The sequence below is a fragment of the Collinsella sp. AF28-5AC genome, from assembly GCF_003457875.1.
In the GTDB taxonomy this organism is placed as follows: Bacteria; Actinomycetota; Coriobacteriia; order Coriobacteriales; family Coriobacteriaceae; genus Collinsella.
In genome coordinates this window covers 249,319-265,348 of the sequence record NZ_QRTA01000001.1, presented here as the reverse complement: position 1 = coordinate 265,348, position 16,030 = coordinate 249,319, and the positions used below count along the sequence as shown (strand labels likewise).

Here is a 16,030-nt window from a genome sequence, read left to right as displayed (position 1 = left end):
TACAGCACGCCTTTACTCATACGTCGCCCCCAATTCCCCGATAACTGCATCGGCGCCCGACGTGCGGAAAAGCTCACGGCGCTCCGCGTCGAACACGACCGCGGCGATGTCGCATGCGCCCGCCGCGCGGCGGCGCAACCTGTCCTCGATTGCCGCAGCGAGCGAGGCGCGCGCAGCGTCCCCCACGCCGGCGGCCTCGATTACCTCGAGCGCCGCCGTGGTCGTGACCGACGACATGATCTCGCGCACGGTCTTCGCGCCCGCGCCGGCCAAGGCCGCGTGGGCGGCCAGAATCTCCGCGCGGCAGTCGGCGGTACGCGAATGGGTGTCCATGATGCCGCCAGCGACCTTCACCAGCTTGCCGATGTGTCCCACAAGAAGAACATTGGTAAATCCCTCGCGAACGCAGCAATCAATCGCATCGCCCACAAAGTTGGAGATGAAGACCACCGGCGCTCCGTTTAGGTGAAAATGCCCCGAGATGAACTGCTCGCCGTAGTTGCCGGGCGTGAGTACGACTCCGCGCCGCCCCATAGCCGCATGCTGCCGGATCTCGAGCTCGATGCTGTCGCGCAAGGCAGCGAGGCTGCGCGGCTCGACGATGCCCGTCGTGCCCAGGATGGAGATGCCGCCCTCTATCCCCAGGTGCGGGTTGAAGGTCTTTTCGGCAAGGGCAACACCCTCGGGTACCGAAATCGTCACAGCAATATTTCCAGAAAAGCCGTGCGCGGCGCACACCTCGCGCACCGCCGAAGTGATCATCGCGCGCGGCGTCGCGTTGATGGCGGCCGCCCCCACCGGCTGCTCGAGCCCGGGCAACGTCACGCGCCCCACGCCCACGCCGCCATCGACGGAAACTTCCGATTCGCGCGTGGGCACGCCCTTGCTGCCCGCAGCGCCCGTGCCCGACCCCGCATGTTCCACGCGCGCGTACACGAGCACGCCGTCGGTCACATCGGCATCGTCGCCTGCGTCCTTTTGCACGGCGCACTGGGCGCACCCCTCGCCGATGCATGCATCGACCACGTCCGTCTCGACGGGCAGCCCGCCGGGGGTGACGATCGACACGTGGCCGACGGGCTTTCGTGATAAGAGCATCTCGCAGGCCGCCTTCGCCGCGAGCGTGGCGCAGCTCCCCGTGGTATAGCCGCAGCGCAGGCAGGTCGTCCCGGTATATATGTAGTGCTCGAAGGCCACGCTAGCTGCTCGCCTTCCGATACCCCGTGGCAAACGAAGGGTCGTAAAGCTTGCTGCGCTCGTACGGCTCCGCTTGCGCGCCGTCGTGCGCAAGCCCGCCGCGAGCTCCGAGCACGCGGCCCACCACCACGAGCGCCGTGCGGTCGATGCCCTCTCGCGCACCCGCATCGGCGAGCGTGCCCACTGTGCAGCGCACCACGCGCTCCTCAGGCCAGGTCGCCTTGTACACGAGCGCCGCCGGCTCGTCGGAGCTGCGGCCCGCGGCCAAAAGCTCGGCGGAAAGCTCGGCGAGCATACCCGAGCTCAAGAAGATGACCATAGTCGAGCCGCTTTCCGCCATGGTGCGCATGCCCTCGCCCGCGGGCATGGGGGTGCGCCCGGAAAGCCGCGTGATCACGACCGACTGGCTGATTCCCGGCAGCGTGTATTCCTGGCGAAGCGCCGCCGCGGCACCGCAAAAGCTCGACACGCCGGGCACCACCTCGTAGTCCACGCCGCTCGCGTCGAGCGCGTCCATCTGCTCCTGGATGGCGCCGTACAGGCACGGATCGCCCGTGTGCAGGCGCACCACTTCCTCGCCCCGTGCATCCGCCGCGCACATCACGTCGAGCACTTCCTCCAAGGTCATGTGCGCGCTGTCGTAGACGACGCAGGATTCCTTGCACTCGGCGAGCAGCTCGGGGTTCACAAGGCTCCCCGCCCAAACGACCACGTCGGCCGCGCGCAGAAGGCGCGCCCCGCGCAGCGTGATAAGGTCGGCGGCGCCCGAGCCTGCGCCAACGATATGAATCATCCGAGCCTTCCCTTCCCGTTTCTCATCGCAACCGTTTACGCCGCCATTCGCGCAGCGGACAAAACACGGCGCCTGCGGCGGCAATCGGCGCAAATACGCAGGCAGGAGGCGCAATGCCGCCCGCCCTGGCTTTGACACGTTCACAAGTGCCCACTATCATAGTAAAAGTTTCGGCAACGAGCATATGACAATCGGATAAAAGGAAATGACCGGCGCGGCGCCCGCACAGCCCGCGCTGGCTTGCGGAGGGAACCAGGTGGGAATCCTGGGCAAGGGACATTACTGTATAGGACGCGCGGGCGAACCGCCTCGCGCCCCAAGCCAGACTGCTTCGCCTTTTCCTCACGGCATCGCCGTGGCGTTAGCTCCTTGTGAACCCCGAGGGGTGCGCTTTTCTTTCGCTTGTGCCGACAAGCAACTGTCGCCGGGGGACCGGCAAACCGAGGAAAGGAAAAACCATGTCCGACCAGATGTCACGCCGCGGCTTCATGGGCGCCGCAGCAACCGGAGCCGTCGCGCTCGCCGGAGTCGCGCTCGCGGGCTGCTCCAGCACCTCCGCAAGTTCCGAGAAATCGAGCGAAAAGGAGAAGGCCGTGAAGCCGGTCATCCTCGTCACGAGCTTCGGCACGAGCTACAACGACTCGCGCCACATCACCATCGGCGCCATCGAAGACGCTATTCGCGAGAAGTACTGGCAGGACTACGACATCCGCCGCGCCTTCACCGCGCAGATCATCATCGACAAGCTGAAGAAGCGCGACGGCATCACGATCGACAACATGACCGAGGCGCTCGACCGCTGCGTGAAAGACGGCGTGAAGGAAATCGTCGTGCAGCCGACGCATCTCATGGGTGGCCTGGAATACACCGACGTGAAAGACGAGCTCGACAAGTACGCCGACAAGTTCGACAAAATCTCGCTCGGCGACCCGCTGCTCACCTCCGACGATGACTATAAGAAGGTGGCCGCAGCCATTAAGGAGAACATGGCGTCCTTCGACGACGGCAAGACGGCGCTGTGCCTCATGGGCCACGGCACCGAAGCCGATTCCAACGCCGACTATGCCAAGATGCAGGAAGTGTTCAAGAACGAGGGCTTGACGCAGTTCTTCGTCGGCACCGTCGAGGCTGAACCGACCTGCGAGGATGTTATCGCCGCCGCGAGCGCCGCAGGCTACAAGAAGGCCGTGCTCGCGCCGTTCATGGTGGTCGCGGGCGACCACGCGAACAACGACATGGCAGACGAGACCGACCCCGACAGCTGGGCTTCGAAGTTCGTGGCCGCCGGCTTCGAAGTGACGTGCCTACTCCAGGGTCTGGGACAGAACGTCGCGGTCGACGACATCTACGTCTCGCACGTGGACGACGCCATCGCCAAGCTGTAAACTCGCCGCGCACGGGGGCGCCGGTCGCGTCCCCGTGCAACGGGCATGCGCCTTTCCCCGACTGACGACGCATGCCCGTTGCATTCGCATCCCGCCCGCCCACCGCACGGCGCGGGCGGTCGAAGCGATTGAAAGGAACCCCTCCATGTTGAAGAAAACCCTCGTCTTCGCCCTGTCGGCGGCGCTTTTCGCGTTCTCGCTCGCCGGCTGCGGCGGAAATTCAATCGACAGCGCAATGGCAAGCGATGCCGATTCCCAGGAAAAGACCGAACAGGCGGCCGATGCGCCCGAGGGCGCAAGCGCTGCCCCCATTACCGCCGACAAGGTGGCTGACGGCACCTATCCAATCACCGTAGATTCCAGCTCGAACATGTTCAGGATTGTGGACGCCCAGCTCATCGTGGAAAACGGCTCCATGCACTGCGTGATGACACTTTCCGGCACGGGCTACGGCAAGCTCTTCATGGGCACGGGCGACGAGGCTGCCGCCGCGAGCGAGGCCGACTTCATCCCCTATGTGGAAAACGCGGAAGGCAAGTACACCTACGACGTGCCCGTTGAAGCGCTCGACGAGGACACCGCCTGCGCCGCGTGGAGCATTAAAAGGGAGCGGTGGTACGACCGCACGCTCGTGTTCGAATCCGCCGGCGTCGATCTGCGCGCCGACGCACTGAAGTAACGCCATGCGGTCGATTCTTCCCAAGGGGGAAAACAGGAAGTGCCGCAGCATCGCGGCGCGCGTAATCGCCTGCGTTCTCGTCGCCCTGCTCGCGCTTCCCTTCGCGGGGTGCAGTGCGAGCCCGAACGCGACCGGTGCCACGGCGGGCTCTCAGGAATACACGGTGAGCGTCTCGCTTTCCGGCGGGTCAGGGCGCGCAAGCATCGCCTCACCAACCACAATTGTGAAGGATGGCGACACCTACACCGCGACCATCACCTGGTCGAGTTCGAACTACGACAAGATGACCGCCGACGGCGTGGACTACGCGCCCGTAAACGACGGCGGCAACTCCACGTTCGAGATACCCGTCACACTCGACGAGGACATCGCCGTGTCGGCCGAGACCGTCGCCATGTCGACGCCGCACACCATCGACTACACGCTCCACTTCGACTCATCCACCATGAAGGAGAAATCGGGCAACGATGCAAGCGGCGGCTCCCCTGCGGGAACGGCTTCAAGCGCCGCGGCCGACTTCCACAACGCCGATTTGGGCTGCGGCTGGGAGCCGACGGGGGCGCTTCAGCTTGAATACGCCAAGCACTTCACTGTCGACGAGTACGAAGGCGGCCTGCGGCTTATCTGCATTTCGAACGGGGAGCGCTTCCTCGTGGTGCCGCAGGATGCGAAGGTACCTGATGGGTTGAGCCCCGACATCGCGGTCATAAGGCGCCCCGCCGACAAGGTGTACCTCGTGTCGTCGGCAACGATGTGCCTGGTCGACGCGCTCGATGCGAACGACAATATCTTAATGTCGGGCACGAAGGCCGACGATTGCTCGGTCGCGGGCTTCAAAAGCGCGCTCGAAAGTGGAGCGATCGCCTACGGCGGCAAGTACAGCGCGCCCGACTACGAGCGAATATCGGCCTCGGGCTGCACGCTCGCCATCGAGAACACCATGATCAACCACACGCCCGATGTGAAGGAAAAGCTGCAGAAGCTCGGGCTCGTCGTGCTCACCGAACAGTCGTCGAGCGAGCCCGAAGCACTCGGGCGCGTCGAGTGGATTAAGCTTTTCGGCGTCCTGTTCGACAAGGAAGACGAGGCCGCACGCCTGTTCAACGAGCAGAAGGCCCGCGTCGAGCAAACGTCGGGGCTCGCGTCTTCAGGTAAAACCGTGGCGTATTTCTACATTAACTCGAACGGGGCCGCCGTCACGCGGCGGGCAGGCGACTACGTGGCGCAGATGATCGAGCTTGCAGGCGGCAGCTACGCGCTCGATGACGCGCAGACGGCGTCGACGTCAGGTTCGTCAGTAACGCTCGAAATGGAGCGCTTCTACGCGACGGCGAAGGATGCCGACATCATCGTCTACAACGGCACCATCGACGAATCGGTTGCCACCTTGAACGACTTCGTAGGCAAAAACGCGCTATTGTCGCAGTTCAAAGCCGTGAAGAACGGCAACGTCTGGGTCACAAGCGCCGACATGTACCAGCAGATGACTTCTACCGCCGACATTATCGACGAGCTGCACGGGGCGTTCGCCGGCGATGACGCGAGCGACTTCCATTATCTGAGGAAGCTCGGCTAGCACCATGAGAAGCCGACTTTCCATGGCATACGACGAATCGGGGCGCGCCGCGCGGTGTCGCGTCGTGACGGCGCTGCTCGCTGTTGCCCTCATCGTGCTCGTCGGGACCAACCTGTGCATCGGGAGCGTGCTCGTGCCCGCAGACCACATCCCCGGCATCCTTTCGGGCGGCGCGGCCAATTCCATGGAAAGCCAGGTCATCTGGGAGATTCGCCTGCCGCGCGTGCTTTCAGCCGTGCTTCTCGGCGGGGCACTTTCGCTCTCCGGGTTCCTGCTGCAGACGTTTTTCAACAACCCCATCGCCGACCCGTTCATCTTGGGCGTCTCCTCAGGCGCAAAGTTCGTCGTCGCGCTTACGATGATCGTACTTCTGGGCGCGAACCAGGCCATGTCCTCGCCGGCCATGGTGGCCGCAGCGTTTCTGGGCTCGCTTATCACCATCGGCTTCGTACTCCTCATCGCACGGCGCATAAGTTCCATGGCCATGCTCATCGTAGCGGGCGTCATGGTGGGATACATCTGCTCGGCGGGGACGAACTTCCTCATCGCCTTCGCCGACGACCAGTCCATCGTGAACCTGCACAACTGGTCTTTGGGCAGCTTCTCGGGTTCGAGCTGGGACGACATCGCGGTCATCGCGGTCGTGGTGATCACCGTGAGCGCATGCGTATTCGCGATATCGAAGCCCCTTTCCGCCTTCCAGCTGGGAGAAGCCTACGCGAAAAGCGTCGGCGTGAACGTCGCACGCTTCCGCGTGGTGCTCGTCCTTCTAGCGAGCATTCTCTCCGCCTGCGTGACCGCGTTCGCTGGTCCGGTGTCGTTCGTAGGCATCGCGGTTCCGCATCTCGTGAAGTCGGCGCTGAAGTCGTCGAAGCCCATCCGCGTGATTCCTGCGTGCTTCTTGGGAGGCGCCATCTTCTGCGCGGGCTGCGATTTGATCGCGCGCACGCTGTTCTCTCCCGTCGAGCTTTCCATCAGCGCCGTCACCGCCATCTTCGGCGCGCCGGTGGTTATCGCGCTCATGTTGAAGAAACGGGTGAGGTAGATGGGGGAATTCGTGCCGCGGCCCAAAACGCTCGGAAGGAACATTCCATGCTTGGCCAGTCCTGAGCTCGCACGAAAGCGCCAGAAGGCACTTTCGGCTCGTGCGGAACTGCGCGCGGAACGCCTCCTTCGAGCGGAGTCGAACCTCGAAACCCCGGTCGAAACGCAGGCTGATGGAGCGCCGCTTTTCCGCATAAGCGACCTGTCGGCGGGCTACGACAAGAAGGTCGTAGTCGAAGGCGTCGATCTGGAGGTTCGCGCGGGCGACGTCGTGGCACTCATCGGGCCGAACGGCTCGGGCAAGTCGACCATCTTGAAAACCATCACACGCCATCTGGCACCGCTTGCCGGCGCGGTCGAGCTCGACGGGCGGGAGATTTCCCGATGGAAGACGGCGGAGTTCGCAAGGAACCTTGCCGTTATGCTGACAGATCGCCCCCGGACCGAGCTCCTCACCTGCCGCGATATCGTGGAGGCGGGAAGGCATCCCTACACCGGGCGAATGGGCACACTCTCGCCCGACGACCATAGTCGGGTCGATGAGGCCATGAAAACCGCACATGTGGAAGAGCTCGCCGAGCGCGACTTCATGCAGATAAGCGACGGGCAACGCCAGCGCGTCATGCTCGCACGCGCCATCGCGCAGGATCCGCGTGTGCTCGTGCTCGACGAGCCCACGTCGTATCTCGATATCCGCTACCAGATCGACCTGCTGCGAATACTTCGCCACCTTGCGAAATCGCGGAATGTGGCTGTCATCATGTCCATCCACGAACTCGAGCTCGCGCAGAAAAGCGCCGACAAGGTGATTTGCGTGAAGGACGGCCGGGTCTTCCGCGCCGGCGCACCCGAGGACATATTCACGCGCGAGACGATTGGCGAGCTCTACGGCCTTCAACATGGCACCTTCAACGAGCGCTTCGGCAGCGTGGAAATTGGGCGCCCACACGGCGATGCGCACACGTTCGTCATCGCCGGCGCAGGTACGGGGTCAGCTGTGTTTCGCCAGCTCATCCGGCAGGGCAAGGCATTCTACGCGGGCATTCTGCACGAAGGGGACATCGACTGCGAGCTCGCGCGCGACCTGGCGACGGAATGCGTGGCCGAGCGTGCCTTCGAGCCGATTGGGGATAAAACCATAGCCCGCGCCAAAGAGCTCCTCGTCCACTGCGCGCGCCTTATCGTGTGCCCCGCCGCCTTCGGCACCCTAAACGCCCGCAACGCAGAGCTCGTCGACTTCGCACGCTCACATGGTATCGAGGTCATGCGAGCGCGCGAAGGCGCATCGGAAGATTCCAAATTGGAGTGGGAAGGATAAACTGGACTTTCTTTTAAAGATCCTCAGGCTACAGCTCCTACGCCGACGAGGTCTACAAGGCACCAGAGAACCTCGTGAACAGGCATTTCCACGCCGACGAGCCCAACTAGGCCTAATCCAAGCGAGATTCCAGACTCGACAGACCATTGAGAGTTAGGTCGTTGGCGACCTCAGAGACACGCACGATAGGAACCGAGCCGTCAGACAGTGCCCATGTGCGATAGATACCGATAATACCCGACAGCAAAAACGCCAGATAGTAGTCGAACATCTCGTCCTTGAGACCGTGGGGCAGCAGATCGCGCTCGGCAATCTCGTGCTCGAGCGGCGCACGAAGACGAGCCATAAAATCATCGAGCGGAATGTTCTCGATCAGCTGACGATTGAGTACCAAGTTGTTGCACAGTGCCTCATTAACGGTTTTAAAGAAGGTCGCCGCCGCGCCCAGGGCGCGCTCGTTGGTGTCACCGTCCATTGAAGCAAGCGTTTTCTCGACCGAGTCGACAATCATCTCCACCACATCGACGGCAATGGCATCGAGCAGGCCGTCAACCGTACCAAAGTGAACGTAAAAGGTCTTGCGGTCGACATTGGCCTCGCGCGCGATGGCACTCACCGTAATGTCTGCCAGCGGCTTTTCCATGAGCAGGCGCTCGAAAGCGGAAAGGATGGCATTGCGGCTGCGAACGATGCGGCGATCAATACGCGGTTTGCTGGTGGCCATGGGCGTGTCCCTTCGATATACGGGCATTCATCAACAGATGAGAGATAATCTACGTAAGAGGATTATCCCCCATACAGCACAAATATGCCCCGCATCATGAAGAACGCACGACTGCCCTACTGCGACTTAGGGTGCTTCTTCTTATTGAGTGCCGACGGAGATACGCGAATACCGTCGCCCGTCTGGCGCACATAGGCTTTATGAGCCGGCTTAGCGGTCCCAGAAGCCTTCTGAGCGTGCTTCTTGGGATCAACGGTAACCGCATTCGTGGGGTGCGGCTTAGTGGGCGCAGAGGGCGTCTGAGACGTGCGGCCGAGTTTGCGCATCACGCGATCCCAGCGCGCATGGATGCTCTCGTTGTGGGCGCTCTTAAGTCCCAGCAGGGGCGCAGCCAAAATGGTCGGCGCAATAAACGTAATGAGGCGCCACAGCAGATAGCCGGCGGTCGAAGCCGACCCAAAGAAATGACCCAAGAACAATGCAAAGCCGCCCTCAGCGCCACCAGTTCCACCGGGCAAGGGAACCGCAGAGCTCAGCAGCTGGACAAAGGCACTCGCGGCCATGACCGAGAAAAAGTCGACCTCGTGATGGCCAAAGGCAAGCATCAGGAAATACGGAACCAGATAGAAAAACGCGAGCTGCAGCATGGTGATAAACACGGTGAGCAGCATGGAAGAAAAATGTCCGGCCGAAAGCTTGAACTTCTCGGAGAAGGAGTAGATCTCGCCGTCGACAAACGTGCGCCATCCCTCGATCTTAGTGGCCGAGACACCTATGCGCTCGAGCCAATTGATGATGCAATGAGCGACGCGCGTGACGGTCTTAGGCATGAGCGCGACGGCGAAGATGCCCAGCAAGATGCAGCAGTGCCCACCAAAGCTAAAGACGCACAGCAGCGTCATGTCGCCATAGCGCTCGGCAAAAAACGGCATGCGGGCAAGCAGTAGGATAGCACCCCAGGCAACGAGGCCAAACTGGTACACGATAAAGCGCGTGAACTGCGTGGCTCCGGCCTCGCCGACATTTTGGCCCGCTTTGGTCAGACGGTAGATCTGGGCGGGAGTCGAGCCCATCATCATGGGCGTGAGATTGCCAAAAAAGATGCCGCTCGCCTCGACCGAGATCAGGTCGCGAATGCCGACGGGTGAATTGGGGTCGAGCCAGACGGCGATCGCATAGGCCACAATGCCAAAGAACAGATACATGAACATGCAAAGACACGCGACAAAGAGCCATGACGCCTGGACGCTCGACATAGCGGCCCAGAACTGCCCCATCTGCCCGGTTACCACCAGATAGACGATATAACCCACCAGCACGACGCCAATAAAGATGGCGCCGCGGCGTGCGCTCTTATTGTCATCGCCGCCCGAGGCCTCAACCTCGACCTGGGGCTTAGACGTATGCTGAGAGGACTCAGTCATGAGGCTCCTTCTAACAGTCAAAATATCTTGGATATTGTACCCGTAAGGGCCATAAGCAGAACGCAAAGCTCTGGTTCAAACGGGAATTGCAGACGGTAGTCTGAAAATAAAAAACCCGGCCTTCCATGGGAAGTCCGGGTATCAGATGCGTGGTAGCCCGTACCAGATTCGAACTGGTGATCTCCGCCTTGAGAGGGCGGCGTCCTAAACCGCTAGACGAACGGGCCAGAAGCCTCAGCAGAAAAGAAGTGGTAGCCCGTACCAGATTCGAACTGGTGATCTCCGCCTTGAGAGGGCGGCGTCCTAAACCGCTAGACGAACGGGCCACATGACATCTGCACTGCCGTGCTGCGAGAAAACATATTACGGGACGAAAAACGTCAGCGCAAGAAGAAATTCCAAATTGCCGAAAAATTGTCGGCAGATTATGGAACACGCAGGTAAACTTGATAGCTAATTCAAGTTGAGATGGACCAAAAGAGCTTCGCGCTCGTTGGGAATGTTGTCTTCGATCACGGCGTCGAGGGCGGAGTTGAGAAGCTGCCCCAGTTCCGGCCCGGGCTTGACTCCGGCGCGGATCAGGTCGCCGCCGTTAATGGCGAGCATCTTGAGCGTATAGGGCTCCCCCGCCTTCAGCAGCTCGTGCGCCATCGCGCGCATCTCCTCAATCGTCTCGACGTAATAAAAGCACGACGGGGCCTTGCCAAGTGTGTCGGCACGCTTAAGATCCATGAGCTCGTCCATCAGACGCGGCGTGTCGACGCCCTCGCCCGAAAGCGCGCGCATCATATTGAGCAGGCAGGAGCGCTCGGGGCGCAGTGGCTTGTCGTGATATTTGATGAGCAGGCACACGTCGCGCACCAGGTCGTGCGAGAGCGCCAGGCGATCCATAATGGCGCGCGCTTTCTTGGCGCCGAGCTCGGGATGACCGTAGAAGTGTCCGCTGCCGGCGTGATCGACCGTAAAGCACTCGGGCTTGGACACATCGTGCAAAAACGCCGCCCACATAAGGCTCGACGAGGGCGCGACGCCGTCGCACAGCGCCAGCTCCCCTGCCACCGTCAGCACGCGGGCGATATGCTCGTAGACGTTAAACGCATGATAGACACTTCGCTGATCAAAGCCGCGACCCGCTGCCAACTCGGGTACGGCGGCGCAAATGAGCTCGGGGTAGCGGAGCATCGCGTCTCCCCCATGACCGGTCGAAAGAATGCCCTCGAGCTCAATACCCACACGCTCACGCGCCACGGCATCGAGCAGCAGCGCACACTCGGCAAGCGCGCGCTTAGTCTCGGGCTCAATCATAAAGTCCAGGCGGCAGGCAAAGCGTACCGCACGCAGCATGCGCAGGGCGTCCTCGTTAAAGCGACGCTTGGGATCGCCGACAGCGCGAATCAGCTTGCGCTCCAAGTCACTCTGGCCGTCGTAGCGGTCGACAAGCCCGCGCTCGGGATGCCAGGCCATGGCGTTGACGGTAAAGTCTCGGCGCGCCAGATCGTCCTCGAGCGAGGCGGCACGCTCCACGCTCTGGGGATGTCGCCCATCGGTATAGAAGCCATCCAGACGGTACGTGGTGACCTCGATACGCTCGCCATCGGAAATAGCCGTGATTCCGCCAAATTTAATGCCCGACTCCACAACCGCGATGCCGACGGCCTCGAGCGCCGCTTTGGACTCCTGCCACAGGCCGCTACAGCACATATCAACATCGTGGCTGGGGCACCCCATCAGGGCGTCGCGCACCCAACCGCCCACGTACCAAGCCTCAAGACCAGCCGCCTCAAGCGCGCGCAGGACGCGCAGGGACGCATCGGACGGTTGCGTACCGTTGAGCGAAACATTGCACATACCTGTGGCCTCCTGCGACTATCAAATTGGCTATCGATTGCGTCTGCAAGAAGTCTAGCAAGAAACAGCCTCCACTGCACACGCAAGTCCGATAAACAAAAACGCATCCGTCCTAGTCTAAGACGGATGCGAAATAATCAAACTATTCAGGAAAGGTGCCGGAACTAGCAGACCTGGCGAACCTCGATGTGCTTCTTATATTCGTCCACCTTGGCAAAATCGCCCAGACCGGGGCACTCGACCACGTTGGCGCCGGTGGCCATCGAAAGACGCAAGGCATCCTCAACACGCTCGGGGGCGTCGTGCCACACGGACAGGAAGGCGGCCAACGAGGAATCGCCCGCGCACACCGTCGACAGCAGCTTGACGTCGAAGGTGCGATTGGCAAACCAGATGTGCTCGCCGTTGGAGAAGTACGCGCCGGCGCCACCGAGGGTCAGCAGCACGTTCTTGGCGCCCTTGGCATGCAGCTCGGCCATAGCGCCCTTGACGGACTCGTCGTCGCCACCGCTCACCTTGATGCCAAAGATATCGAGCAGCTCGTCGTCATTGGGCTTGATCAGCAGCGGCTCCATGGCAATGAGGTCTGCCAGCTGATGGCTCGAGATATCGAGGACGAACTCGGCCTCCTTGGCCTTGACGCGGCGCAGGACCTCGGCCAGGAAGCCCTCGGAAGTGTTGGGAGGCAGCGAGCCGCTGATGACCAGGCAGGTCATGTCATCGAGCGAATCGATGAGCTCAAACATCTCCCGCTCGTTGGCCTCGTTGATGGCGGCACCGGCGTTGACCATGTTGTACTCGGTGTCAGGGCCGGCATTGAGGAACACGTTGACGCGCGTGATGCCGTCGGTCCACACGGGCTTGACGGGCACGCCCAGGGCCTCGGCGCCCTTAACGATAAACTCGCCCGAGAAGCCGGCGAAGAAACCCAGGATCGTGGTGTCGACACCGTAGTGGTCAAGCGTAAACGAGACGTTGAGGCCCTTGCCGTTGGGCGTGTAGACGGCGTTACGGGTACGCGTGACGGTGTTGGCAGCAAGGCCGTCGCAGGCGATGTTGTAGTCAATGGCGGGATTTGCAGTGAGCGTGTAAATCATGAATGTTCCTTTCACGAAGCAACGTGTTAATGAAAGTATATTCCACGCATCGGTAAAAGGCTAGGACAACTCGGTGAACGGTGTGGAAGCGATGAAGTACGGCGGGACACCTCTCCCCCATGCCGGAACAAAAAGGCGCCCCGGCCGAAACCGGGGCGCCGCATGCGCACGAATATGTCGCGTTTCGATTACTGACGATCGAGCTTGCGGACAGCAACGCGCTTGCTGTACTCGTCGACGTGACCGAAGTCGCCGATGCCGACGGACTCGGCAACGTTGGCGCCAGTGGCCATAGCGAGCTTCATGGCCTCCTCGACGTTGTCGCGATCCCTGTACCACTTGTGCAGGAACGCAGCGAGGGTGCAGTCGCCGGCGCAGACGGAAGAAACCAGCTTGATGTTGAACTCACGCTTGGCGTACCAGATGTCCTCGCCGTTGGAGAAGTAAGCGTCGCCGCGGCTACCACGGGTAAGCAGCACGTTCTGAACGCCAGCGTCGTGAGCCATCTTCATGGCAACGCGAACCTCGTCGTCGGTGTCGACCGGCACGCCGAAGATGGCCTTCATCTCGTGATGGTTCGGCTTGATGAGCAGCGGCTTCTTGTGAGCGAGCTCCTTGAGCTTGTCGGAGGACAGGTCCAGGACGACGTCGGCGCCACGAGCCTGAGCGTGCTCCATGACCTGAGCCAGGAAGTCGGGCGTAGCTTTGGGAGGCACGGAGCCGGAGACGATCAGGCACTCAAGATCGCCCGCGGTGTCCAGGATGTTGTAGAGCTCCTCCTGGTGCTGCGGCGTAATAGGAGCGCCAGGGTTCAGGATGCCGTACTCGTGCTGGCCATCGTTGACGTAGGTGTTGATGCGCGTGATACCGTCGGTCCAGACCGGGCGGCAGAGGCAACCCAGGTTCATGACCTCCTCGACGATGAACTTGCCCGTGAAGCCAGCGAAGAAGCCGAGCGCGACGGTGTCGACGCCCATCTTCTTAAAGGCGAAGGACACGTCGAGGCCCTTGCCGTTAGCCGTGTAGCTGGCCGAGCCGGTGCGGACGTTCTCGTCGGGCTCGAGCGGAGAACTCGAAACCGTCATGTCGACAGCCGGGTTAGCGGTTAGCGTGTAGAACATTTACAGTACCCCCTGTATATGTGAGGGCCGCGTGGCCGGCCCATTCCAACCACGCGGTTACCTCTGATACCAAATTAGCGAGCTGCGGACTCGAGCAGTGCCTTGACCTCGGCGGCGGTGTTGCAGGCGAGCGCCTTCTCGGCGAGCTCGTCGCACTCGGCCTTGGTCCACTGGCTGATGGTCTTGCGGGCGCGCAGGATGGACGGAGCGCTCATCGAGAACTCCTCCAGGCCCCAGCTGATCAGCAGCGGCTCGAGCAGCGGATCGGCAGCGGCCTCGCCGCACATACCGACCATGATGCCGGCCTTAACGCCGCTCTCGATGATGTTCTTGAGCGAGCGGAGCACGGCGGGATAGTACACCTGGTACAGGTTGGAGATGGTGTCGTTGCCACGGTCGGCGCACATGGTGTAGCCGATCAGGTCGTTGGTGCCGATGGAGAAGAAGTCGGCGACCTCGGCCAGACGGTCTGCGAGCAGCGAAGCGGCGGGCGTCTCGACCATGATGCCGACCTCGATGTTCTCGTTGAACTTGCGACCCTCTTCGGTCAGCTCGGCCTTGCACTGCTCGACGAGCTCCTTGACAGCCAAGACCTCCTCGACGCAGGTGACGAGCGGGATCATGATCTTGACGTCACCGAAGGCGCTTGCGCGCAGCAGAGCGCGGAGCTGGACCTTGTACTGGTCGGGATTGGCCAGGCAGTAACGCACGGCGCGGAAGCCCATGAAGGGGTTATCTTCCTTGACCATGTGCAGATACGGAATCTCCTTGTCGCCGCCCACATCGAGCGTGCGGATGATGACCGGAGCACCCTTGAGCGCGCTGGCGACCTTACGATAGGCGTTGAACTGCTCCTCCTCGGAAGGAAGCTCAGCAGAGTCCATGAACAGGAACTCGGAGCGGAACAGACCGATGGCCTCGGCGTCGTGATCGAGCGCGTTGGGCACGTCATCGGGGTTACCGATGTTGCAGGCGATGATCTTCTTGATGCCATCGGCAGTCATGGACGGCTTGCCACGGAAGGCCTCGAGGGCTGCCTTCTCGGCAGCGAAAGCCTCGGCCTTGGCAGTGTAAGCGGCGAGCGTCTCCTCGTCGGGATCGGCCTCGACGATACCCTTGCCGCCGTCGACGACAACGGTCATACCGTTGCGCAGCGCGGTGCAGCTGTTGGAAACCGAAAGGACAGCCGGGATCTCGAGGGCGCGCGCAATAATCGCGGAGTGCGACGTGCGGCCACCGGTCTCGGTGACGATACCGGCAACGTGGGCCTTATCGATCGTGGCGGTCATGGACGGCGTGAGGTCGTGCACGACAACGACGGTGTTCTCGGGCAGGACGGAGAGGTCGACGACCTCCTTGCCCAGCAGCTCGGCCAGAATACCGGTGCGGATGTCGGCGATGTCGGCCGCGCGCAGACGGAACATCTCGTCGTCCATGGACAGGAACATGTTCTCGAACATGGTCGAGGTGTCCATGAGCGCCTGCTCGGCGCAGGTACCGCCGTCAATGGCGGCGTTGATGGCGTCGGTCATGCCCGGGTCCTGAGCCAGGACAATGTGTCCGCTCATGATCTCGGCCTCGGCCTCGCCCACCGTCTCCTTCATGTGGTCGGCCTGAGCCTGGGTCTTCTCGCAGAAGACCGAAAGAGCGGACTGATAGCGCTCCTTCTCTGCTGCCGAATCAGCAACCTCGTGCGGCTCAAACGTCAAGTCGGGATCGACGGCGACCATGACGGTGCCGATACCGATGCCCTCGGAAGCGTTGACTCCCTGATACATTCCCATTCCTCTCTCCGTGTCATGTGATAAAGCGTTTTGCCATATC

At 61.7% G+C, this 16,030-nt stretch carries 13 protein-coding genes and 2 tRNA genes; 5 read left to right on the top strand and 10 right to left on the bottom strand.

Translation table 11 applies throughout. The features are described 5' to 3' along the window. Nucleotides 1-12: 12 nt before the first annotated feature. A complete protein-coding gene (cbiD, locus tag DWZ01_RS01175; protein WP_233504585.1) occupies nucleotides 13-1,197 on the bottom strand; it encodes a cobalt-precorrin-5B (C(1))-methyltransferase CbiD in 1,185 nt (394 codons plus the stop codon). Between the two features lies 1 nt (nucleotide 1,198). Further along, nucleotides 1,199-1,990, bottom strand: a complete 792-nt coding sequence (gene cobM / locus DWZ01_RS01170) for a precorrin-4 C(11)-methyltransferase (protein WP_117769631.1) — start codon at nucleotides 1,988-1,990, stop codon at nucleotides 1,199-1,201. Between the two features lie 458 nt (nucleotides 1,991-2,448). Between cobM and DWZ01_RS01165 the strand changes: the two genes are divergently transcribed. The 5 genes from DWZ01_RS01165 (at nucleotide 2,449) to DWZ01_RS01145 (ending at nucleotide 7,992) form a co-directional block, all read left to right on the top strand. After that, complete coding sequence (locus DWZ01_RS01165) at nucleotides 2,449-3,375, top strand: sirohydrochlorin cobaltochelatase (RefSeq protein WP_117847695.1); 927 nt, start codon at nucleotides 2,449-2,451, stop codon at nucleotides 3,373-3,375. A gap of 145 nt (nucleotides 3,376-3,520) precedes the next feature. Then, entirely contained in the window at nucleotides 3,521-4,054 is a 534-nt protein-coding gene (locus DWZ01_RS01160; RefSeq protein ID WP_117769629.1) for a hypothetical protein, read from the top strand. 4 nt (nucleotides 4,055-4,058) lie between these two features. Next, nucleotides 4,059-5,630 (top strand): ABC transporter substrate-binding protein, encoded by a 1,572-nt coding sequence (locus tag DWZ01_RS01155; RefSeq protein WP_147332602.1) that lies wholly within the window; start codon nucleotides 4,059-4,061, stop codon nucleotides 5,628-5,630. Between the two features lie 22 nt (nucleotides 5,631-5,652). Next, nucleotides 5,653-6,675 carry an iron ABC transporter permease gene (locus DWZ01_RS01150; protein ID WP_117769627.1) on the top strand — a complete coding sequence of 341 codons (1,023 nt, stop codon included), beginning with the start codon at nucleotides 5,653-5,655 and terminating at the stop codon, nucleotides 6,673-6,675. 51 nt (nucleotides 6,676-6,726) lie between these two features. After that, a complete protein-coding gene (locus DWZ01_RS01145) occupies nucleotides 6,727-7,992 on the top strand; it encodes an ABC transporter ATP-binding protein (RefSeq protein ID WP_233504584.1) in 1,266 nt (421 codons plus the stop codon). A gap of 112 nt (nucleotides 7,993-8,104) precedes the next feature. On the opposite strand, the gene DWZ01_RS01140 is transcribed toward DWZ01_RS01145, so the two are convergent. The 8 genes from DWZ01_RS01140 to ptsP form a co-directional block, all read right to left on the bottom strand. Continuing rightward, nucleotides 8,105-8,716, bottom strand: a complete 612-nt coding sequence (locus DWZ01_RS01140; protein ID WP_158556966.1) for a TetR/AcrR family transcriptional regulator — start codon at nucleotides 8,714-8,716, stop codon at nucleotides 8,105-8,107. 116 nt (nucleotides 8,717-8,832) lie between these two features. Continuing rightward, complete coding sequence (locus DWZ01_RS01135; RefSeq protein WP_117842470.1) at nucleotides 8,833-10,140, bottom strand: lysylphosphatidylglycerol synthase transmembrane domain-containing protein; 1,308 nt, start codon at nucleotides 10,138-10,140, stop codon at nucleotides 8,833-8,835. Nucleotides 10,141-10,290: 150 nt separating this feature from the next. Next, a tRNA-Glu gene (locus tag DWZ01_RS01130) sits at nucleotides 10,291-10,367 on the bottom strand. 22 nt (nucleotides 10,368-10,389) lie between these two features. Then, a tRNA-Glu gene (locus tag DWZ01_RS01125) sits at nucleotides 10,390-10,466 on the bottom strand. A gap of 127 nt (nucleotides 10,467-10,593) precedes the next feature. Further along, a complete protein-coding gene (locus DWZ01_RS01120; RefSeq protein WP_117847691.1) occupies nucleotides 10,594-11,988 on the bottom strand; it encodes a CCA tRNA nucleotidyltransferase in 1,395 nt (464 codons plus the stop codon). Between the two features lie 164 nt (nucleotides 11,989-12,152). Further along, nucleotides 12,153-13,085, bottom strand: coding sequence for a 1-phosphofructokinase family hexose kinase (locus tag DWZ01_RS01115; protein WP_117847689.1), 933 nt, complete (start codon nucleotides 13,083-13,085; stop codon nucleotides 12,153-12,155). Nucleotides 13,086-13,273: 188 nt separating this feature from the next. Further along, the gene (locus tag DWZ01_RS01110; RefSeq protein WP_006233969.1) at nucleotides 13,274-14,206 is read right to left on the bottom strand and encodes a 1-phosphofructokinase family hexose kinase; all 933 of its coding nucleotides are present in this window, start codon (nucleotides 14,204-14,206) and stop codon (nucleotides 13,274-13,276) included. Between the two features lie 74 nt (nucleotides 14,207-14,280). Beyond that, nucleotides 14,281-15,984 carry a phosphoenolpyruvate--protein phosphotransferase gene (ptsP, locus tag DWZ01_RS01105; RefSeq protein WP_117847687.1) on the bottom strand — a complete coding sequence of 568 codons (1,704 nt, stop codon included), beginning with the start codon at nucleotides 15,982-15,984 and terminating at the stop codon, nucleotides 14,281-14,283. Nucleotides 15,985-16,030 lie beyond the last annotated feature (46 nt).

Excerpts from the sequence above, each read along its gene's own strand:
- DWZ01_RS01155 (WP_147332602.1), top strand. The coding sequence starts at position 4,059 with ATGCGGTCGATTCTTCCCAAGGGGGAAAACAGGAAGTGCCGCAGCATC.
- DWZ01_RS01165 (WP_117847695.1), top strand. The coding sequence starts at position 2,449 with ATGTCCGACCAGATGTCACGCCGCGGCTTCATGGGCGCCGCAGCAACC.
- DWZ01_RS01160 (WP_117769629.1), top strand. The coding sequence starts at position 3,521 with ATGTTGAAGAAAACCCTCGTCTTCGCCCTGTCGGCGGCGCTTTTCGCG.
- DWZ01_RS01150 (WP_117769627.1), top strand. The coding sequence starts at position 5,653 with ATGGCATACGACGAATCGGGGCGCGCCGCGCGGTGTCGCGTCGTGACG.
- DWZ01_RS01110 (WP_006233969.1), bottom strand. The coding sequence starts at position 14,206 with ATGTTCTACACGCTAACCGCTAACCCGGCTGTCGACATGACGGTTTCG.
- DWZ01_RS01115 (WP_117847689.1), bottom strand. The coding sequence starts at position 13,085 with ATGATTTACACGCTCACTGCAAATCCCGCCATTGACTACAACATCGCC.
- cobM (WP_117769631.1), bottom strand. The coding sequence starts at position 1,990 with ATGATTCATATCGTTGGCGCAGGCTCGGGCGCCGCCGACCTTATCACG.
- ptsP (WP_117847687.1), bottom strand. The coding sequence starts at position 15,984 with ATGTATCAGGGAGTCAACGCTTCCGAGGGCATCGGTATCGGCACCGTC.
- DWZ01_RS01140 (WP_158556966.1), bottom strand. The coding sequence starts at position 8,716 with ATGGCCACCAGCAAACCGCGTATTGATCGCCGCATCGTTCGCAGCCGC.
- DWZ01_RS01135 (WP_117842470.1), bottom strand. The coding sequence starts at position 10,140 with ATGACTGAGTCCTCTCAGCATACGTCTAAGCCCCAGGTCGAGGTTGAG.
- DWZ01_RS01120 (WP_117847691.1), bottom strand. The coding sequence starts at position 11,988 with ATGTGCAATGTTTCGCTCAACGGTACGCAACCGTCCGATGCGTCCCTG.